This is a genomic window from Tabrizicola sp. M-4 (assembly GCF_051132405.1).
GTDB lineage: Bacteria > Pseudomonadota > Alphaproteobacteria > Rhodobacterales > Rhodobacteraceae > Paragemmobacter.
In genome coordinates, this window is record NZ_CP128606.1 from 3102256 (window position 1) to 3122465 (window position 20210).

Here is a 20210-nt window from a genome sequence, read left to right on the forward strand (position 1 = left end):
TCAGCCCCGCAGCAAGTCCTCCAGAGCAGGGATCGCCTCCGTCGCCGTCGCACCCTTCAAGGACGCTGCCGCCGCCCGATGCCCAAGGCGCAGACAGGCCTCCGGCCCCCATCCCTCATGCAGCCCATAAAGGCAGCCCGCCGCGAAGGCATCCCCCGCGCCGACCGGACTCACCATCTGATCCGCAGGCACCGGATCGGGCCGCACCACCACAGCCCCCTCGCCTGACAGCCACAGCCCAAGCGACGGCGTATGCACCACCACCGCCCCGGCCCCACCCGCCCGCAATTGCGCCGCCGCGGCGGCAATACCCTCCAGATCACCGGCCCCGGCAATCGTCAGCCCGGTCGCGCGCGCCGCCTCGCCTTCGTTCAGGAACAACACATCCAGATGCGGCAGCGCCGCCTGCACCGCCGCGCGGAACCCCTCCCGGTCGGTCGAGACGAGATCGGCCACCGTCACCATCCCCGCCGCCCGCGCCCGCTGCAGAACCCGCGCCGCACCGCTGGACCCGGCGGCAACCTCATCCAGCCGCCCCAGCAGGTTAAGATAGCCAAGGTAGAACACCCTCGCCCCCTCCGCCGCGACCGCCTCGACGGCAATATCCCCCTCGTCCAGCAGATCGTTCGTGCCGGGATGGTAGAAGAAGGTCCGGCTATCCCCCGGCAGGTTCATCACATGCGTATGCGCCGTCGGCGCCCGATCCGTCTCGGCCAGCCGCGTCCCGTCCGCCCCCGCCGCCTTCACCGCCAAGCGCACGGTGGCGGCGTGGCGATCCATCCCTACCAACCCGATGGCCCACAAGGGCAGACCCGTCCGGAACGCCGCCAGCGACAGCATCACATTCGCCGCACCGCCCCCCGTCCCCTCCACCTCGTCGAGGATCCGGACAAGGTCGCTCTTCGCGGGCCACGCCTCGATCGTGTGGACAATGTCCACGATCCAGTTCCCCGCACAGGCAATCCCCCGGCGTTCCGAAGCGGGCCGCATCAGTAGGATACCCCAACCGCTTGCCCGCTGATCCCCGCCTGCAAGGCCGCCGTCAGCACCGCATGATGCGCCGCCGCCTCCTCGGGCTTCGCACAGGGGAACCCATTCGCATCCCCTCCTGCCAACTCATCCACGAAAGCCGCCCACATCTGCTGGATGGCATCGGTGAAGCCGAACTCGAAGATCCCGCCCGTGATCGCCCCGAACAACGGAGTATAGCCTAGATCCTCCGTCACCCAGCCCTGCGCCCCCCCCGCCTCATACCGCATCCACGACCACTGGCGCGGGCTCTTGGTTGTAAAGAACGCCGACCCCTTCATCCCCAGCACCCGGATCGACCAAGTATTCGCCTCACCCGGAGCGATGCGCCACGTCTTCAGCACCATCGGGAAATCGCCATCGGCATGCGGGACCGAACAGGTGATGGTCGCATTGTCCCAAGTGTCACAGGCCACCCGCCCGCCCTTGCCATCCGGCCGCGTCTCCACCCGCTTGACCAGCGACGCCGTCACCCGCGACGGACGCCAGCCCAGCCGCAAGGGCACATGCAGCACATGCATCCCCAGATCGCCCATGCAGCCATAATCGCCATTCACCCGCGCCATACGCTTCCAGTTGATCGGCTTGTCGGGGTTGATGTCCGACGAATGAAGGAAACACGCCTCCACCTCCAGCACCGGGCCCACGGCATCAGAGCGGATGAACTCCACCACCTTCTGCGCGCCGGGATAGAAGGGCATCTCCGACGAACAGCGCACCAGCAGGTCAGGCCGCCCCGCAATCGCCGCTGAAATCACACGGTTCTGCGCAAGGTCCATACCGAAGGGCTTTTCCCCCAGCAGATGCTTTCCCGCCGCCAATATCGCGGGGTATATCTCGGCATGCAGCACATGGGGAACGGCGCAGTAGACCGCCTCCACCTCCGGGTTCGCCAACAACTCGCGGTAATCCGTCGTCACCTGCATCGGCCCAAGCGCATCCGTATACCACCCCATCAGCGCCGGATTGGTGTCACAGACCGCCACGATCCGCGGCTTCGCCTTCATCCCCGTCAGATGCAGCCAGCGCGCGGCGGCCGAGGCGAACTCCCGCCCCATCAACCCGCAGCCGATGATGCCGAAACGGACCTCGCGCATCACTTGCCCCCGATCATCGCAAGGGCCGCATCCGGAGACGACCCCTCATGCACCACGGCCATCAGCGCCCGCGTCATGCCCCCCGGATCGGGATGCTGGATCACGTTGCGCCCGTAGACGATGCCCTTCGCGCCCTGCCGCATCAACTCCGCCGTCCGCGCCAGAATCTCCGCATCCGACACGCGCCCCCCGCCCCGTACCAGCACCGGCAGCCCCTGCGCGATCTCGATCACGCGGTGATACTCCTGCACGTTCTCGCAAGGGTCCGCCTTGATGATGTCCGCCCCCAGCTCCGCCGCCTGCCGGACCAGCGGCAGGATCTTGTCGATGTCGCCATCCACCATGTAGCCGCCCTTGGCATTGTCCTGCATCACAAGGGGCTCCACCATCAGCGGCATCCCCATGATCTCGCATTCCCGCTTAAGGGAATTCACGTTCCGCACGCAGGCGCGGTAAACCTCCGGCTGGTCGGGCAGCATGAGCAGGTTCACCACGACACAGGCCGCGTCCAGCACCACGCCCTGCTCCACCGCGCGGTCGATCACCTCGGAGAAAAGCGCCCGCGGCAGGGGCGTGCCATAGACATTCGCGATATCCGTCCGCAGCACCAGCGCGGGCTTGTCCTTGCCCGGAATGGCCTGCAACAGCGGCGCCGTCCCCGGCGGCAACTGGATTGCATCCGGCTTCGCCGCCGCCACGGTGCGGATCGCCTTGCCCATATCCTCAATCCCGCCAAGGAAGGACCGCTCGTTGAACATCCCGTGGTCGATCGCCACGTCGAAACACATGCCCGAAGGGGCAAAGAGGCGGTTCATCCGGGCGGCTTTCATGGTCTTTCCTCCGTGGCGCGCTTCAAAGGCGCATGTAAACGTTTCCACAAAGCCTAGCCGAGCAGCCCCTGTCGATCAAGCCTCACGCGCGCGCCGCATGCAGCCCCCGCAGCGACGCGCCCTCTTGGCAGCCAGCCACTGACAAAGCTACATCAGAAAGAAGTTTCGCCGTAGCCGGAACGGCAAGGAGACCAGTGAATGAGTATTGCCGTCCTCACCAATGTCAGGACCGACACCTTCTTCCTTGCACTCTGGGTGGCATATTACGGCAACCTCTTCGGGCGCGAAAACCTGCACATCATGCTGGACGGCGACGACTGGACACCGCAGGTGGACCTGTCCGGGGTCAACCTGCATGTGGTCCCCGATGTCCCGCGCGAACGCACGCTCCGGCTCGGCTTCACCTCCCGATGGCAATCACGCCACGCGGCAGGCCTGCTGAAGGGCGGCACAGATCTCGTGCTGCGCACAGACATAGACGAATTCGTCGCCGCCGATCCGGCCTCCGGGATGGACCTTCCCGCCCTGCTCGCCTCGCTCCCCGAAGGTGCCGCGGCGGCCGCGCTCGGGCTCGACGTCATCCAGGCGCCCGAGGAAGGCCCGCTCGACACCGCCCGCCCCATACTCGCCCAGCGCCGCCACGCCATCCTGACGCGCGAATTCTGCAAGCTGGTCGCGATCCGCCGCCATGTCCGCTGGATGGGGGGCTTCCACCGCGCGCGCAATGTCGACATCGACATCCAGCCCGGTCTGCTGCTCTTCCATCTTGCCCTCTTCGACCGTGCCGTCGCCGGGGCACGCATCGATCAGCGCAAATCAACCGCCGAACACGCCACCCAAGGCACGCATATCGCCCAGCGACTCTCCCGCTTTGACGAGGTGGCAGGCCCCAACCCGCCCGCCTTCGACATGGTCGCCGCCAGCGCCCGCGCCCATGTGATGACCTCGCTTCCCTCGCGCACCGGCCCGCATCCGGGACATATCCCCGACGGCAACTCGCCGCGCGGCCATCACCTGCGCCTGCCCGACCGCATGGCAGACCTTCTGCCCGCCCCCTCTGCCGCCCATCCCCTCATCCTGCAACCCAAGGCCATGCCGTGACCGATGCCTCGCCCGATACCATCCCGCCAACCGCGCAGGGTTTCATCGACCGGCCGGAACTCACCCTTCCACCCGCCGCAGCCGACGCCCTGCACGAGGCTTATGGCAAGGCAGGGGTGATCCTCGAATACGGCTCCGGCGGCTCTACACTGGTCGCGGCCGAACTTCCGGGCAAGACCGTCTTCTCCGTGGAAAGCGATGCGAAATGGGCGGCCGATATGGAGGGTTGGTTCCGTGCCCACCCCCCGGCTTCGCCCGTCGTGATGCATCACGTCGACATCGGCCGCACGGGCGCATGGGGCCGCCCGACCGACCCGCGCTCGTTCCGGAACTGGCCGCACTATCCCCAGACGGTCTGGGACCGTCCCGATTTCCGCCATCCCGACGTGGTGCTGGTCGATGGCCGTTTCCGCACCGCCTGCTTCCTGACAACCCTTTTCCGGATCACGCGGCCCGTCACCCTCCTCTTCGACGACTATCAGGGACGCCGCTATCGCCGCCGCGTCGAACGCTTCGTCAAGCCCGCGCGCTTTGCCGACCGCATGGCGATCTTCGACCTCCTGCCAAGACCGTTCCCTGTCGCGGACATGGCCCAGATCGTCGACAGTTTTCTCGATCCCTTCTGAGGCAGGGATAACCCTCGCAGCGCCGTGCGACCTTGTGCCCGCCCGGCCCAGACCTTCACGCGCGCTTCAGTCGGATGACCACATCCACCCGCGCGACCTGCATCCCCGCCGGGGCCTCGGGCAGACCCGCGATTTGCAATTCCTCCGCCGGCGCATCGGTCAGCCGCCCGCTGTCTTCCCAGTAGAAATGCGGGTGGTCGTCCATGCGTGTGTCGAAATAGCTTTTCGACCCGTCCACCACGACCTCGTTCATCAAACCCGCCTCGCAGAAGGCGCGCAGGGTGTTGTAGACGGTGGCCAGCGACACCTTCTCGCCCGACTGATCGGCAAGGGCGAACAGGCTCTCGGCGGTGACATGCCTGTCCTCGCCATCCCCTACCAACAACGCGGCAAGGGCAAGACGCTGCCGCGTCGGGCGCAAACCGCCCCGCGCCAGCCATTCCGTCCCCCGATCCCGTGCCGTCAGCACCATTCCACCGTCCTGCAATACCCGACTGTATTCCCGGTCTTTATATGGCCTCCGGCCCTGTGAATACAAATGAAAACAGGTCGCAGTCGCAATCGCCAGTGCGGGCTCCACCTGCAAGCCCCACCTTGCACGCCCTTCCCTGCGGGTGCTACACGGGAAAATGATCGAAAACGACAAACGGGAACCCCTGTTCATGGCCGCCTATCCGACCAGCTTCGACCGCGACGCCCTCCTGAAATGCGCGCGGGGTGAACTCTTCGGCCCCGGCAACGCCCAGCTTCCCGCGCCCCCCATGTTGATGATGGACCGCATCACCGAGATCTCCGAAGACGGCGGTCTCCACGGCAAGGGCCATGTGGTGGCCGAATTCGACATCACGCCGGACCTGTGGTTCTTCGACTGCCACTTCCCCGGCAACCCGATCATGCCAGGCTGCCTTGGCCTTGATGGGCTGTGGCAACTCACGGGCTTCAACCTCGGCTGGCGCGGCTGGCTCGGTCGCGGCTATGCACTGGGCGTGGGCGAGGTGAAACTGACCGGCATGGTCCGCCCCGACCGCAAGATGCTGACCTACAAGGTCGATTTCACCAAGGCCCTGCAAACCCGCCGCCTGACGATGGGCGTGGCGGATGGCATCGTCGAGGCGGATGGCGAGGTGATCTACATCGTCAAGGACATGAAGGTTGCGCTGAGCGAGGCGTAAGGCAGAGAACGGATGGCGCATCTCCTCCAAATAGTCGGTTCGAAACGCTAGAAGGGAATTTCATCTGGCATTTCGTCGTTTTTGGACGGGATGCCTATTGCATCTCGTGGCAATGGCAAATTTGTGACAGTGAAAAGATCGACAATATCTTTTCGATCCATGAACATGATCTGAGAGCGTTTCGCAGCGTCTAGTTTGTTACCAAGCCAATTGCGGGCTGGCTTTGTTATCTCTCCGCCCGCAACGATAAATGCGTGATCCACCAAAACACGGCGGTTTAGCTCGGGATCAAATATCTCATGGCCAAGCATCATATTTACTTGATTGTGGATTTCGGCAATGTTGTACGTACTAACCCCAGAGGCATCCAGTTTCCCTTTCTTCGCTTGAATGCCAAAGTAAAGGACATGCAGTGTTGGAAGGGTGAACTTCATCCAAATATCTTTTCCATACTCTAGCGCCTTGTCGCGATGGCCTGCATTGGTAATGCGATGAAAGCCAAGTTGCCGAAATAAGGGCAACAGCACCTCTTCAATCAGTTCGTCCTCCGAACATTTTTCAAGATAAGCGACGAGTAGATTTGATCTCTCAAGTTCAGCGGGAGTGAAAGGTCGATGCGGGTTGGCCATCTGAGCGATTGTGTTTGTTGCAATATGGCGTAACTGACCGACACCAAACCCATCGTAAAACGCCTCCCATCCCTCCCGAACGAGAACAACATTGAGTGCGGCAATAGCTTTACTGCGATCTGTGTCTGCGTCCTGCGCTTCGTCTTTGTCCAGAACCCTCTGAATAACGCGTAGAAATGCATCAGGAGGTGCAGCACCTCCCGCACTCGGCATGGCGAGAATTTCTTTGATCCTCTCGGCACACCAGTCAGGACGTGTTTCACCTCGATGCACGAACTCAAGATCGCAATCCTCAAAGAACTGCGTGATGTATTTGCTTGACCGATACATGAAATAGTCAGCGTCACCGCAGACGATTCTACCAAGTTCGCGAAGGTTGCGTTGCTTCCATTCCATAAATCAGAACCTAAGGTGAACATACGCACTTTGCAATAATCGACATATTGCCCCGTCCAACCTTAAGCCTACCCCCGATCCCCCACAAACCCCACCATCCCCGCAAACGCGGGCAACCACCCCTCGCGCCGCACGGTCCATAGTTCATACGTCGGCGCGAAAACCCCCACCTCGTCCAGCGCGCCCAGATTGACCTCCACCTCATCGCCGCTGCGGCCGAAGACCGGCGATCCGCAGCGCGGGCAGAAGAACCGCCCCTTCCAGTCGCGCGGATCACCCGTCACGGTAACCGCCCCCGCCGGATAGATCGCGCTGGCATGGAAGACCGCCCCGTGATGCTTTCGGCAATCGAGGCAATGGCAGATCCCCACCCGCAGCGGCGCGCCCATGGCTTCCACCCGCACCGCCCCGCAGGAACAGCCCCCCGTCACCCGTTCCATCCCATCCTCCCGGCCTGTTCGGGGGCCATCTTCCCCCCATCGCGAAGCCCGCTCAATCCCCAATCCCCTTGCCCCTTCCCCCCCTCTCCCTTAGAGACAACCCAAGGATACAGGATACGGAGGCCGCATGCGTCGCGTCGTCATCACCGGGATCGGGATCGTCTCCCCCATCGGCAACACCGCCGCCGAAGTCGAAGCCTCGCTCCGTGCGGGCAAGTCGGGGATCGTCTTCGCCCCCGAATATGCCGAACGCGGCTTCCGCTCCCAGGTCCACGGCCAGCCCAACATCGTCCTCGAAGACCATATCGACAAGCGCGACCTGCGCTTCATGGGCGACGGCGCGGCCTACAACTTCATCGCCATGGATCAGGCGGTGAAGGACTCGGGGCTCGAACCCTCCGACATCTCGAACGAACGCACGGGCATCATCGTGGGCTCCGGCGGACCCTCGACCAAGTCCTTCTTCAAGGCCCATAACATCGTCCGCGAAACCGGCTCGCCCAAACGGATCGGCCCGTTCGGCGTGACCAAGGGCATGTCGTCCACCACCTCCGCCTGCCTCGCCACGCCCTTCAAGATCAAGGGCGTGAACTACTCCATCACCTCCGCCTGCTCCACCTCGGCCCATTGCATCGGCAACGGCGCGGAACTCATCCAGTTCGGCAAGCAGGACATCGTCTTCGCCGGCGGCGGCGAGGAACTGGACTGGACGCTCTCCTGCCTCTTCGACGCGATGGGGGCCATGTCCTCCAAATACAACGACGCCCCCGAAACCGCGTCCCGCACCTATGACGCCACCCGCGACGGATTCGTCATCGCAGGCGGCGGCGGTGTGGTCGTGCTGGAAGAACTCAACCACGCCCTCGCCCGTGGCGCGAAGATCTACGCCGAAGTCACCGGCTACGGCGCGACCTCGGACGGCCATGACATGGTCGCTCCCTCCGGCGAAGGTGGCGAACGCTCCATGCGCCTCGCCCTCTCCACCCTCCCGCAGGGTCGCAAGATCGACTACATCAACTCCCACGGCACCAGCACCCCCGTGGGCGACGTGACCGAGATGGAGGCGATCCGCCGCGTATTCGGCAAGGGCAACACGCCGCCCGTCGCCTCGACCAAATCGCTGACGGGCCACTCCCTCGGCGCGACCGGCGTGCATGAGGCGATCTATTCCCTGCTGATGATGAACGGCAACTTCATCGCGGCCTCGGCCAACGTCACCACCCTCGACCCCGCGCTCGACCCGTCCGAAATCGTGACGACGATGCGCGACGGCGTGAACATCGACTCCGTGCTTTCCAACAGCTTCGGCTTCGGCGGCACCAACGCCACCTTGGTGATGAGCAAGTATCTCGGCTGACCGGCGGACGAACCGGCAACCACGCGTAAAGGGGACAGGGACATGGCCGATCTGATGAAGGGCAAGCGCGGGCTTGTCATGGGCGTGGCGAATGAACGCTCCATCGCATGGGGCATCGCCCGCGCGATGGCTGCCGAAGGCGCGGAACTGGCCTTTTCCTATCAGGGAGAGGCGTTCGGCAAGCGCCTCCAGCCCCTCGCCGCCTCGGTCGGGTCGGATTTCATGGTCGATGTGGACGTCACCGATGACGCCTCGCTCGACGCCTGCTTCGCCGCGCTCAAGGACCGCTGGGGAACGATCGACTTTCTCGTCCACGCCATCGCCTATTCCGACAAGAACGAACTCACGGGCCGCTTCATCAACACGACGCGCGGGAACTTCACCAACTCCCTCGCGATCTCCTGCTATTCCTTCATCGACGTCTCGCGTCGCGCGGCGGAACTGATGCCCGAAGGCGGCACGCTGATCACCCTCACCTACGGCGGATCGAACCGCGTCACGCCGAATTACAACGTGATGGGCGTCGCCAAGGCCGCGCTGGAAAGCTCCGTCCGCTACCTCGCCAACGACCTCGGCCCGCAGAAGATCCGCGTCAATGCCGTCTCTCCGGGTCCCATGAAGACCCTCGCCGGCGCAGCCATCGGCGGCGCCCGCGCCACCTACCGCCATACCGAGGCGAACGCCCCCCTTCGCTCCAACGCCACGCTCGAGGCGGTCGGCGGCACGGCCGTCTGGCTTGCTTCCGACTACGGTGCCTTCACGACGGGTGAGGTCGTCCATGTCGATGGTGGCTACCACGTCCTCGGCATGCCGCAGCAGGACAATCTGGGCGGCGGGGCCGAAAAGGGCTGATCCGGGTGGCGGGGTGAGCCCCGCCCTACACTGCCCTCACCCCCGCCGATGGGTGGCAGCAACCCTCGATATCTCTTCATAAATCCCCGACAGCAGGTTCAGGGCACGCGTCGCCTCCGCCAGCCGTTCCGAAAACCCCGGCACATTCGCCACCGCCTGTATCAGCAGCCGCCGCCGCAGCGCGCCGTAATCATCCGTGACCCGCCGCCCCTCTTCCGTCACCTCATAGGTCACGCCAGACCGCCCCGCCCCCCGCCGCAGCACCAGCCCCGCCCCGATCAGCTTGCGCAGCGAATACTGGATGTTCGGCACATCGTCCCGGTTCGTCAGCCGCGCCAGATCCTTTATCGTCTTGGGCCGGTCATTCATCCGGATGATGTGCAAAAGCGCATTCTCCGGCCCCGTCGCCGCCAGATCGCAGACCGAGGCAAGGCATTCCGACTGCCACCGACCGAATCCCTCGAAGGTCCGCATCAGCGCGAATTCCAGCTCGGTCGTGTCCACCTCCTCCGGGCCCTGCGCCAAATGCCAATGCCAATCCAGCCCCGGCACAGGCGCATCCTTTTGAGTTTGAAGATTTTTCTCGGCCATCGCTTTCATCCCCTCTGCCCTCGACCATCCCAGCACAGCCCCGTTGACGCAAATGGAATTTACGATAGACTTTCAAACATAAAATACTTTCAAAACTCCAACAGGGACTGCAACCATGCCTCAACACCCGATGCTCTCGGGCGATCGCTTTCGCCTTGGCACCTTTTCCACCAACTGATCTTCGGGCATGACGCCCACCAAGGCCCCCGAACGCTGGGTCAATTCATGGGACAACAACCTCAAACTTGCGAAGATGCTGGACGAGGCGGGGATCGACTTCATGCTCCCCATCGCCCGCTGGATCGGCTATGGCGGCGAAACGGATTTCCACGGCGGCGTCCTTGAAACCATGACCTGGGCCGCCGGATTGCTGGCCGCGACCAAGAACATCGCCGTCTTCGCCACCATCCACACCGCCGCCAACCACCCTGTCGTGGTCGCCAAACAGATGGCCACCATCGACCAGATCGGCCACGGCCGCGCGGGCCTGAACATCGTCGCGGGCTGGAACAAACCGGAATATGAGGCGCTGGGCCTTTCCCTGCCCGATGACCACGAAACCCGCTACGCCTATGCGCAGGAATGGTTCGACCTGATCCGCAAACTCTGGACCTCGGACGACCATTTCGACTGGAACGGCACCTATTTCAAGGCCGCCAAGGTGAAGGGTGACCCCAAACCCATCCGCGGTTCCGTCCCGATCATCAACGCCGCAGGCAGCCCGCAGGGCCGCGAATTCGCCACCGACAACGCCAATTTCCTCTTCACCCCGGCCATCGACCTCGAACGGTCAAAGACGGAAATCGCCGAGTTGAAGGCGCAGGCCAAGGCCAAGGGGCGGGACGTCAACGTCCTCACCTTCTCTCACGTCATCTGCCGCCCGACCGAGGCCGAGGCGAAGGCCTTCGCCGAATACACCGCCGTGCAGAACGCCGATACCGACGCGGTCGACAATCTGGTGCGCCTGCAATTCGCCCATGCCCACAGCTTCCCGCATGACCTGCTCGCGCAGATCAAGCACCTCTTCGCGCTGGGCCATGGCGGCTTCCCCCTGATCGGCACGCCGGACCAAGTGGCGGAAGGCATCCTGAAACTGCATGCGGCAGGATTTGCGGGAACGACGCTTTCCTTTGTCGATTATGTCGAAGAGTTCCCCTATTTCCGTGACCATGTGCTTCCGAAACTGGAAGCGGCAGGCATAAGGTAACAAGGGGAACCAGCATGGCCGAACCGACAGGCAAGGAATTCCGCGACGCGATGCGCGCCTTCGTGGGCAATTGCAGCGTCATCACCGTGGGCGAGGGTGAGGATGCCACGGGCCTTGTCGTGACCTCGGCCATCTCCCTTTCCGCCGAACCCCCGCTGCTTCTGGCCTGCGTGAACCGTTCGGCCTCCAGCCACCCGCTCTTTGCGCGCTACGGCCATTTCGGCTGGAACTCGCTCGGCGCGGCGCATCAGGCGGTGGCCGAACGGTTTTCGGGCTTCGGCGGGGTGAAGGGGGCCGCGCGCTATGAGGGCGCGGAGTGGGAAACCGCCGTAACCGGAGCGCGCCTTCTCAAAGGCGCGCCCGCCGCCTTCGACTGCACGATCGAAGAGATGATCGACCGCGCCACCCATTCCATCCTGATCGGGCGCGTCCGCGCCATCCGCACCACGCCTGATGCGGGCGCGCTGATCTATTGGAACGGCGCCTATCGCGCCCTGACCTGACAGAAGAAAGGGGGCGCACGCGCCCCCTCTTGCCCGTTCCGGGCAATTCACCCCCTGTGGGTATTTTCACCAAGACGAAGACGGCCTCAGGTGAAGCTTTCGATCGTCTTGATCGCGCCCTCCAGCGCCTTGCCTTCCTCATCCTTCAGCGCGGCCTCGCGCAGGCGGCGGCACCAGTCCGCGGCATCCTCGCGCCCCGCGATGCGGGCCGTCGCGGCCAGCACGCGGTCGAACTTGGACAGCCCCCGCGCATGGGTGTCTGAATAACCCTTGATCAAGCGACGGCAGCGGATCAGTTCCACCGCCAGATCGTAGTTCCGCCCCACCTCGGCCAGCGCGCCCTGCAACCAGCGCTCTAGATGCGCCTGTTCCTGCGCATGACGCAGCGTGCGGCGCCGCCAGAACTTCATCCCGCCCAGCACATGCAGCGCGACGAAGGCGGGCAGCGTATCCGTCCGCAGCCTGCGCCCCTTGTTGATCCAGCGATCCAGCCGCGCCATCCATTTCGGGTCAGCCTCCAGCCGCCCGCCCAGACGCGCAGGCAGCATGCCCACCACCTCTTCCGCGCGCGGGTGGAAGAATTCCGTCAGATGCAGAAGGTTCCCGTCCTTCACCCGCATCTCCTTGCGGATCCGGTCAAACCGCCGCGCGCGGGTCTTCAGATCGGCCACGCGGATGATGTCGTCATAGGCCATGGCATTGGCGATGTATTTCGCCGCCTCGCGCGACAGGGCCCAGTCCTTCGCCGCCTGATCCCGCGCCATGACCTGCGCCAGACGGTCCAGATACTCCGCCCCATAGCGCAGGTCCTGAAACTCCACCACCTTGCGCAGCCCCGGCAGCGCCATCTCGGCCACCGGTGCGGGCAGCGCCGCCACCCGCGCCGCCAGCCGTTCCCATTCCGCCACCAACCGCGCCGGACCCTGAACCTTGGGCACAGGCTTCGCCACCGGGGCGGCAGGCTCTTCCACCACCGGGTTCGCCGCCACCTCATAGGCCGCGCCGAATGCGCGCAGCGACCCTTCCACCCCCTTGCCGCCGCCCCGGATCGCGGCCTCAAACGCCTCACGTCCAAAGGGCAGCGCGCCCGATCCCGCCAGAGCGCCAAAAAGCGACGCCGAGATCACCGACCCGTTCCGGATCGCCAGCGCGTCGAAATCCGCCGCGATCACGCGCCGCGCCGCGACCTCTGCCGCTGCCATCACCTCTTCGGACGATGCGATGCCGTCCCCCGGCACCATCTTTTCCGAAACCGCCAGCGCGCGGTGGGTCGATGTGATCAGCGTGGTCCGGTCCGGCGTCACGAAACCCCGGATGATGGACCGCCCCGCCTCCATCATTTCCGCCGTGATCATGATGTCCACATCCCCCGCCGCGGGCATCAGCGAGAAGATGGGGAAGGGTTCCCCTGCGCGATGCGGGGCCATCTCGATGTAATAGACCGTCGCCCCCGTGCGCTGCGCCACGCCCGCCACCGAAGTCGCCTGCGCCGCATAGCCGTTGGCACGCGCCAGATCCTCGATCCACCCCGTCAGCACGCCGCCGCCCTGCCCGCCCACGGCAAGGATCGCCAGCTTGATGATCCCCGACAGGCGGGGATCGGCGGTCCGGGCGCCCATCGCCTCGCCAATATTCTCGTGCAAGGTCATGCAGCCCCCTCGAAACTCAACCGCCGCGCCGCGCGCCGCGTCTGCAACCAGCCGATCACCCGATCCCTGATCCGCGCCCGCTTCACCTCGCCCGCGCCGGGGTTATGCACCACATCCGCGCGATAGAAGGACGGGCACAGCACCGCCGCATCCGCCACCTCGCCGCAATTGCCGCAGCCCACGCAGCTTTGGTCGATGCTGGCCACGGGATCATCGCGCAACGGATCATCCAGCTTCTTCAAGGACAGCGAAGGACAGCCCGACAGGCGGATGCAGGCATGATCGCCCGTGCAGACATCCTCATCCACGCCAAAGCGGGGGGCCTCCACCCGACGCCCCTCCTTGATCGCCTTCGCCGTCAGGGGCTTTTCCCGCCGCTGCTTGTTCAGCATGCATTCCGACGAGGCGACAATCACCTTCGGCCCCGGCGCATCCGTCGTCAAAGCCTCGCGCAGCACGTCGCGCATGCGGCCCACGTCATAGGTGCGGTCCACCTGCCGGACCCAGTCGATTCCGATGCCCTTCAGCGCCTTGGTGATGGGGTGCTTCGTGGCCTTGGTCGGGTTGTCGGCGCGCGAGGACATGATGTCCTGCCCCCCCGTCGCGGCGGAATAGTAGTTGTCCACGATCACCGCCACGCCGTCCGACTTGTTGAACGCCATGTTGGTAAAGGATGACGACAGGCCATTATGCCAGAACCCGCCATCCCCGATCACGGCCACGGGCCTGCGTTCGCCGCCCCCGTCAAAGGCCGCGTTGGCGGCGGGGCCAAGGCCATAGCCCATCGTCGCCCCGCCGATCTCGAACGGCGGCAGCGAGGCGAAGAGGTGGCAGCCGATATCGGCGCTGATCTGCAGCTTGCCGGTTTCCTTCTGCACCAGCTTCATCGCGGCAAAAATGGGGCGTTCCGGGCAGCCCGTGCAGAACCCCGGCGGGCGGATCGGCACGGTCTTCGTCAGGTCCGGTATCTGCGGCTTGTCCTCGTTCGGCGCGCGCACCAGCGCGGGCAGCATCTGCGGCGCGGCCTCCTTCAGGAAAGCCGTGATCCCGTCCAGCATCACCTGCCCGGTATATTCCCCCGCCATCGGCAGGATGCCCTTGCCGCGCAGCTTGACCTGCGATCCCGCGCGATAGAGGAAGGTGGAAAGCTGCTGTTCGATGAACTCGGGTTGCCCCTCCTCGATCACCAGCACCTGATCCTTGCCCTCGCAAAACTCAAGGAACTCCCCCGCCAGCAGGGGATAGGTGACGTTCAGCACGTAAAGCGGAACCTCGGTATTCCCCCAGATATCCGCCAGCCCCAGCCGCTGCAGCGCACGGATCACGCCGTTATACATCCCCCCCTGCAACACCAGCCCCACGGGTGCGGTCTTCGGCCCGAACACCTCATTCAGCCCCCGCTCGCGGATGAACTTTTCCGCATTCGGCCAGCGGTTCTTTATCTTGTCCTGCTCATGCGCGAATGACATGGGCGGCAGCACCACCCGCGCGAAATCCGATTGCGGGTTCGAAAGCGCCTCGCGCACCGTCAGCTTCGGGCGCTGGTTGTCGCGCGTCTGGAAAGACCCCGTCACATGGCAGGACCGGATGCGCACCATCAACATGACGGGCGTATTCGACGCCTCGGACAATTCGAACCCGTCCTGCACCGCCTTGGTGATGGAAGGAAGATTTGGGCGGGGGTCCAGAAGCCAGAACTGCGATTTCATAGCAAAGGCATGCGAACGCTCCTGCATGATGGAGGAGCCTTCGCCGTAATCCTCCCCCACGATGATCAGCGCGCCGCCGTTCACCCCCGACGACGCCAGATTGGCCAAGGCGTCCGACGCCACGTTCACCCCCACCGACCCCTTGAACGTCACCGCCCCCCGGATCGGATAATGCACGCTCGCCGCCAGCATCGCCGCCGCCGCCGCCTCGTTCGCGTTGGCCTCGAAGCGGATGCCCAGCTCACCCAGCAATTCCTCGGCATCGGCCAGCACGTCCATCAGGTGCGAAATCGGCGCGCCCTGATAGCCGCCGACATAGCCCACCCCGTTTTCCAGAAGCGCCTTGGTGATCGCCAGAATCCCCTCGCCGGTGAAGGTATCCCCCTCCCCCTTGCGCAGATGCTCCACCTCAGCCTTGAAGGACCGTTCGGCCATGTCTCAGATCTCGTGCTTGCGGATATTGGTCAGCATCTTCTGCAACGTGCCGACAAAGGCCCGCCGCTCCTCATCCGGGATGCCCCGGAACATGCGCGCATGCGCCTCGGCCATGCGCGGCCATAACGTCTCGAAGGCCGTGCGTCCGGCTTCGGTGATGAAGACCCGCGTCGCCCGGCTGTCGCTTGCATCCGCCTCGCGCCGGATCAACCCCTCGCCCGCCAACTGGTCCAGAGCGCGCGACAGCGTCGACTGCTCCACCACCGAATAGACTGCCAATTCCCGGATCAGCGGCCCTTCGATCACCGACAGAACCGCCAGCGCCCGCATCTTCGGCGTGGTCAGACCCAGCCCCGCCATCTCGTCCCTCAGGGAGGCGTTATAGCGCCCCATGATACGGTTCATCAGATAGGGCGCGTAATTCGTCAGCCCGATCTCGCCCAACCGGGGCAGGGAGGACGGCGGCTTTTCAGGCGGTGATTGATCCGTCATGCGCCCAGCCTCTTCGCCGCAAGGAACCCCGACCCGCCACCCAGACCGGGGCCGGGATGGGTGGAGGCGCCGATATGCGAAAGGCCCCGCACAAGGCCCGTGCCATTGGTCGAATGGGCATAAGGGCGGAAGATGAAGAACTGGTCGATGGTGCAAAGCCCGCCATAGGGATCGCCGCCCACCAGATTGACGTTCATCGCCTCAAGGTCAGCCGGAGAATAGGCCCGCCGCGCCAGCTTGATCGCGTCAAAATCCCTGATGTGCCGCCGCAGGATCGCTTCGATCCGGTCCGCAAACGCCTCCCGCGTGGCCTCCGACCAAGCGCCATCCGTCGCAATCTCGCCTGCCGCATCCCCCTTCACAACGCGCGGCGCATCGGGGATTTGCAGCCACAGCACGGCCTTCCCTTCCGGCACCCGCGACGGGTCCAAACGATGCGGCTGCCCCACGCAGATCGTCGGAACCGCAGGCAGCATCCCCCGCTCCGCCTCGTTCGAAGCCTTCGACACAGAGTTGATCCCGTCCGCCAGATGGATCAGCGCCACGTCATCCAGCCCCGCCGTCAGCCATTCCGGATGCCGGTCCAGCGCGTAATGCAACTGGAAATTCCCCCGCCCGTGCCGGAACGCCTTCGCCCCCGCCTGATCCTCCGGCAGGTTCACGTCGCGCAGCAGCCGCCCCTGCAACTGCCCCGGCGCGACCGATGCCAGCACCGACCCGCAGGCGATCTCCTCACCCGACGCCAGCGCCACGCCCCGCACCCGACCATCCCTCACGATGATCCGGTCCACATCCGCGCCACAGCGGATTTCCCCGCCCTTCTCCTCGATCAGCGCGCGGAAGGCGGCGACGCCCGCGCCGGAGCCGCCCTTCACGACAGGCGCCCCCGCCGCCTCCAGCGCGAAGGCGATGACCTTCCCCATCTGGCCGGAATAGGTGCTTTCCGGCGTCAGCCCGCAATGCAGCACCCAAGGCGCATAAAGCGCCTGCACGTCGGGCGAGGCATAGGTCGTCTCCAGCCACCCCCGCGCCGGAACCAACGCGCGCCCGAACCACGCCGCCAGCCCGCGCAACCCCCGCTTCCTGACCTGCCCCCACAGCAGTTTCGCCGTAGGCCAGGACCACAGCGCCCCGCCCAGCAGCGCGAAGAGGAACGGCGCGTCCCCCTCCACCCCGCCCACATCGCGGGCATGGGCATCGCCATCCCCCGCCGCAAGCGCGTTGAAGGCTGCGACATTCTTCGCCCGATCCGTTGTCAGCACCAGAGCCGAACCGTCGGGCCGCAGCACGGCAGTCGGATGGGCCGTGTGGCAATAGTCGAACCCGTGCCGCGCAAGGTGGGGGCCAAGCGCGGCCCCCGCCGGTGATGTCATGAACAGAACCCATGTCGCCGCCATCACGTCATGCCTGAAACCGGGAAGCGTGATCTCCTCGGTCCGCAGGCAACCGCCCGGCACCGCCTCGCGCTCCAGCAGCAGCACGCTGTCGCCCTTCAGCGACAGCATCGCCCCCGCCACCAGCGCGTTGATGCCAGACCCAATGATGACGTGATCGACGGCCATGGATCAGCCCTTCGGAACCAAGGCCAGCGCGCGGATCGGCGACCCCGTCCCCTGCTTGATCTTCAGGGGCGCGGCAATCAGGATCGCCCCCTTGGCCGGCAGCTTGTCGAGGTTGGCCAGCGACGCCAGACCGAAGCAGTTGTTCTTGTGCAGCAGGTTATGCGCCGGGAAGGGAGGGCTCATCCCGCCCGCCTGCCCGGCATCCGTCCCGATGCACTGGCTGCCCCAGCCCACGATGCCCTTCGACAGCAGATACTCGATCACCTCGGCGGTCGGCCCCGGCGTGTGCGGCCCCGTCTCGTTCGCGTTCAGGAACAGCGCCTCTTCATGCGCGCGCTTGTCCCAGTCGGACCGCAGGACGACCCATTCCCCGGCATTGATCGCGCCATGCTTCGCCTCCCATGCCTTCACATGGTCGATCGTCAGAAGGAAATCGGGGTTCGCGTTGCACTCGGCCGAGAAGTCCAGCACGTTCACGGGTGCCACCAGACGCTGGACGTTCAGCGTGTCGGTATAGCCGTCCGCGTAATCCTTGCCGGTGATCCAGTGATGCGGCGCGTCAAAATGCGTCCCGCTGTGTTCACCCAGTTCCAGCCAGTTCCACGCCCAGAACGGCCCGTCCTTGTCATATTCGCTGATGCGGTGGATCTTGATCGGCGGAGTGTCCTTGGCGAAATCCGGCGGCAGCTTCAGCAGGGGCGTCTCCGGCCCCAGCACCCCGGAACAATCCACCACCTCGATCCCGCCCGAGGCGAGCATCCCCGCCAAGGATGAAAGCACGCTTGCAGAGGTCATCGTCATCTCCCTGTTGGCCGGTCCATCCCGGCAATACCCGCGCCGGTTGGTCCCGGCGATCATGGAATCATGCTAGACAGATTTAAATGCATTTGCAAATATCCCAGCGTCAAGCCGGTGGGGAGAGAATGGCCGACACCTTCGATGCAGTCCTGATCGGGGCGGGCCACAACACCTTGGCCGCCGCCCTGCACCTGTCGGCCAAGGGCTGGCGCGTGGGGGTATTCGAACAGGCGGCCACGGCGGGCGGCGCGGTCAAGACGGGCGAATACACCCTTCCCGGCTTCCGCCACGACTGGGCCGCGATGAACCTGTCGCTCTTTGCAGGAAGCCCATTTTTCAAGGCATATGGCGCGGAACTGGCGAAACACGGCTGCGATTTCGTGCCCGTCAACCGCCCCTTCTCCTCCTCCTTCCCCGATGGCACATGGGCGGGCGTGTCTACCGATATGGCGGAAACGCTGACCGCCTTCCGCGCCCTGTCACGCCGCGATGCGGAAACGTGGGAGAGCCTTGTCGCGCGATTCGGGGATGAGGCACCGCACCTCTTCGGCCTCCTCGGGTCCGAGATGAAATTCCGTGCGCTTGCATATTTCATATTCAAAACGCTCCGCGCCAAGGGCGTGGGCGGGACGATGGACTTCACCCGCTTCCTCCTCTCCTCCCCCCGCGCATGGCTTGAGGAAACCTTCGAACACCCCCACATCCGCGCCCTGCTGGCGGCATGGGGGATGCATCTGGACTTCGCCCCCGATGTCGCTGGCGGCGCGATGTTCCCCTATCTGGAAGGCATGGCGGGTCAGGCCTTCGGCATGGTGATCGGCAAGGGCGGCGCGGATACCATCGTCCGCGCCCTGACCGCCGCCATAACCGCGCGCGGCGGCACGGTGGAAACCGGAACCCCCGTCGCCCGCATCCTGCGCGACGGCAGCCGCGCCACGGGCATCGAACTGGCCGACGGACGCCGCATCACCGCCACCCGCGCGGTGATCGCGGGCACCTCGCCCAAGGGCCTGCGGAAACTGACCGGCGACACCGAACCCGCCTTCGACCGCGCGATGGACGGCTTCCGCCACGCGCCCGGCACCATGATGATCCACCTCGCGATGGACGCCCTGCCCGACTGGCGCGCGGGGGAGACGCTGCAACGCTTCGCCTATGTCCACCTTGCCCCCAGCCTCGACCAGATGGCGCGCACCTACGCGCAGGCGCAGGCGGGGCAGCTGCCCGACGAACCGATCCTCGTCGTGGGCCAACCCACCGTCTTCGACCCCTCCCGCGCGCCCGAAGGCAAACACGTCCTCTGGCTGCAGGTCCGCATGGCCCCCGGCTCCATCACCGGCGACGCCAAGGGCGAGATCCGTGCCACCGACTGGACCCACGCCGCCGAACCCTTCGCCGACCGCGCGCTGACGATCCTCGAAACCCACGCCCCCGGCACGCGGGCGAAAATCCTCGCCCGCCGCATCGTCACGCCGGTGGAACTTGAGGCCGACAACCCCAACCTCGTCGGCGGCGATCAGGTCTGCGGCAGCCACCACCTGTCGCAGCACTTCCTCTTCCGCCCCGCGCGCGGCCATGCCGACGGCTCCACCCCCTTGGCCAACCTCCACCTCACCGGCGCGGCCGTCTGGCCCGGCGGCGGAACGGGGGCTGGCCCCGGATACCTTCTGGCGCGGAAACTCGCCGGAAACTGACCACAACCAAAAGACCAACAAAGAACCACCAACAGGGAAAA

The 20210-nt window shown here is 65.2% G+C and carries 20 protein-coding genes; 8 read left to right on the top strand and 12 right to left on the bottom strand.

The features are described 5' to 3' along the window. From TabM4_RS15170 to TabM4_RS15180, 3 genes are read right to left on the bottom strand one after another with little or no spacing between them, the layout of a single operon-like run. Positions 1–990, bottom strand: coding sequence for a carbohydrate kinase family protein (locus TabM4_RS15170; protein WP_434614096.1), 990 nt, complete (start codon positions 988–990; stop codon positions 1–3). Further along, positions 990–2126, bottom strand: a complete 1137-nt coding sequence (locus TabM4_RS15175) for a Gfo/Idh/MocA family protein (RefSeq protein ID WP_434614099.1) — start codon at positions 2124–2126, stop codon at positions 990–992. Before TabM4_RS15175 ends, TabM4_RS15170 begins: the two co-directional genes overlap by 1 nt. Further along, the gene (locus tag TabM4_RS15180; RefSeq protein ID WP_434614102.1) at positions 2126–2956 is read right to left on the bottom strand and encodes a class I fructose-bisphosphate aldolase; all 831 of its coding nucleotides are present in this window, start codon (positions 2954–2956) and stop codon (positions 2126–2128) included. The genes TabM4_RS15175 and TabM4_RS15180 overlap by 1 nt, the downstream gene beginning before the upstream one ends. Before the next feature lie 198 nt (positions 2957–3154). Here TabM4_RS15180 and TabM4_RS15185 point away from each other — a divergent pair, with 198 nt between their 5' ends. Further along, positions 3155–4057 carry a hypothetical protein gene (locus TabM4_RS15185; protein WP_434614105.1) on the top strand — a complete coding sequence of 301 codons (903 nt, stop codon included), beginning with the start codon at positions 3155–3157 and terminating at the stop codon, positions 4055–4057. Next, complete coding sequence (locus TabM4_RS15190; RefSeq protein WP_434614108.1) at positions 4054–4683, top strand: hypothetical protein; 630 nt, start codon at positions 4054–4056, stop codon at positions 4681–4683. The genes TabM4_RS15185 and TabM4_RS15190 overlap by 4 nt, the downstream gene beginning before the upstream one ends. Before the next feature lie 55 nt (positions 4684–4738). On the opposite strand, the gene irrA is transcribed toward TabM4_RS15190, so the two are convergent. Then, positions 4739–5155 carry an iron response transcriptional regulator IrrA gene (gene irrA / locus TabM4_RS15195; RefSeq protein WP_434614111.1) on the bottom strand — a complete coding sequence of 139 codons (417 nt, stop codon included), beginning with the start codon at positions 5153–5155 and terminating at the stop codon, positions 4739–4741. Positions 5156–5345: 190 nt separating this feature from the next. On the opposite strand from irrA, the gene fabA reads away from it, so the two are divergent. Next, complete coding sequence (fabA, locus tag TabM4_RS15200; protein WP_434622109.1) at positions 5346–5855, top strand: bifunctional 3-hydroxydecanoyl-ACP dehydratase/trans-2-decenoyl-ACP isomerase; 510 nt, start codon at positions 5346–5348, stop codon at positions 5853–5855. 47 nt (positions 5856–5902) lie between these two features. Here the strand turns inward: fabA and TabM4_RS15205 are convergent, their stop codons facing one another. Both TabM4_RS15205 and TabM4_RS15210 read right to left on the bottom strand, forming a co-directional pair. Continuing rightward, on the bottom strand, positions 5903–6880 hold the full coding sequence (locus tag TabM4_RS15205; RefSeq protein WP_434614114.1) for a hypothetical protein: 978 nt from the start codon (positions 6878–6880) through the stop codon (positions 5903–5905). 68 nt (positions 6881–6948) lie between these two features. After that, positions 6949–7320, bottom strand: coding sequence for a GFA family protein (locus TabM4_RS15210; protein WP_434614117.1), 372 nt, complete (start codon positions 7318–7320; stop codon positions 6949–6951). 127 nt (positions 7321–7447) lie between these two features. Between TabM4_RS15210 and fabB the strand changes: the two genes are divergently transcribed. Continuing rightward, on the top strand, positions 7448–8677 hold the full coding sequence (fabB, locus tag TabM4_RS15215) for a beta-ketoacyl-ACP synthase I (protein WP_434614120.1): 1230 nt from the start codon (positions 7448–7450) through the stop codon (positions 8675–8677). Positions 8678–8719: 42 nt separating this feature from the next. Further along, positions 8720–9529 carry an enoyl-ACP reductase FabI gene (locus TabM4_RS15220; protein WP_434614123.1) on the top strand — a complete coding sequence of 270 codons (810 nt, stop codon included), beginning with the start codon at positions 8720–8722 and terminating at the stop codon, positions 9527–9529. A gap of 36 nt (positions 9530–9565) precedes the next feature. Here the strand turns inward: TabM4_RS15220 and TabM4_RS15225 are convergent, their stop codons facing one another. Continuing rightward, on the bottom strand, positions 9566–10120 hold the full coding sequence (locus tag TabM4_RS15225; protein WP_434614125.1) for a winged helix DNA-binding protein: 555 nt from the start codon (positions 10118–10120) through the stop codon (positions 9566–9568). Between the two features lie 187 nt (positions 10121–10307). Here TabM4_RS15225 and TabM4_RS15230 point away from each other — a divergent pair, with 187 nt between their 5' ends. Then, positions 10308–11327, top strand: a complete 1020-nt coding sequence (locus tag TabM4_RS15230) for an LLM class flavin-dependent oxidoreductase (protein WP_434614128.1) — start codon at positions 10308–10310, stop codon at positions 11325–11327. Positions 11328–11341: 14 nt separating this feature from the next. Next, entirely contained in the window at positions 11342–11830 is a 489-nt protein-coding gene (locus TabM4_RS15235; RefSeq protein WP_434614131.1) for a flavin reductase family protein, read from the top strand. A gap of 86 nt (positions 11831–11916) precedes the next feature. Here TabM4_RS15235 and TabM4_RS15240 read toward each other — a convergent pair whose 3' ends face one another. Genes TabM4_RS15240 through TabM4_RS15260 form a run of 5 tightly spaced genes read right to left on the bottom strand, consistent with a single transcriptional unit; the run spans position 11917 to position 18472 of the window. Beyond that, the gene (locus TabM4_RS15240; RefSeq protein WP_434614134.1) at positions 11917–13479 is read right to left on the bottom strand and encodes an indolepyruvate oxidoreductase subunit beta family protein; all 1563 of its coding nucleotides are present in this window, start codon (positions 13477–13479) and stop codon (positions 11917–11919) included. Then, positions 13476–15623 carry a thiamine pyrophosphate-dependent enzyme gene (locus TabM4_RS15245; protein WP_434614137.1) on the bottom strand — a complete coding sequence of 716 codons (2148 nt, stop codon included), beginning with the start codon at positions 15621–15623 and terminating at the stop codon, positions 13476–13478. Before TabM4_RS15245 ends, TabM4_RS15240 begins: the two co-directional genes overlap by 4 nt. 3 nt (positions 15624–15626) lie before the next feature. After that, a complete protein-coding gene (locus tag TabM4_RS15250; RefSeq protein WP_434614140.1) occupies positions 15627–16115 on the bottom strand; it encodes a MarR family winged helix-turn-helix transcriptional regulator in 489 nt (162 codons plus the stop codon). Continuing rightward, the gene (locus tag TabM4_RS15255) at positions 16112–17677 is read right to left on the bottom strand and encodes a phytoene desaturase family protein (protein ID WP_434614143.1); all 1566 of its coding nucleotides are present in this window, start codon (positions 17675–17677) and stop codon (positions 16112–16114) included. Before TabM4_RS15255 ends, TabM4_RS15250 begins: the two co-directional genes overlap by 4 nt. A 3-nt stretch (positions 17678–17680) precedes the next feature. Further along, a complete protein-coding gene (locus TabM4_RS15260; protein ID WP_434614146.1) occupies positions 17681–18472 on the bottom strand; it encodes a cyclase family protein in 792 nt (263 codons plus the stop codon). Positions 18473–18600: 128 nt separating this feature from the next. Here TabM4_RS15260 and TabM4_RS15265 point away from each other — a divergent pair, with 128 nt between their 5' ends. After that, positions 18601–20169 carry a phytoene desaturase family protein gene (locus tag TabM4_RS15265; RefSeq protein WP_434614149.1) on the top strand — a complete coding sequence of 523 codons (1569 nt, stop codon included), beginning with the start codon at positions 18601–18603 and terminating at the stop codon, positions 20167–20169. Positions 20170–20210 lie beyond the last annotated feature (41 nt).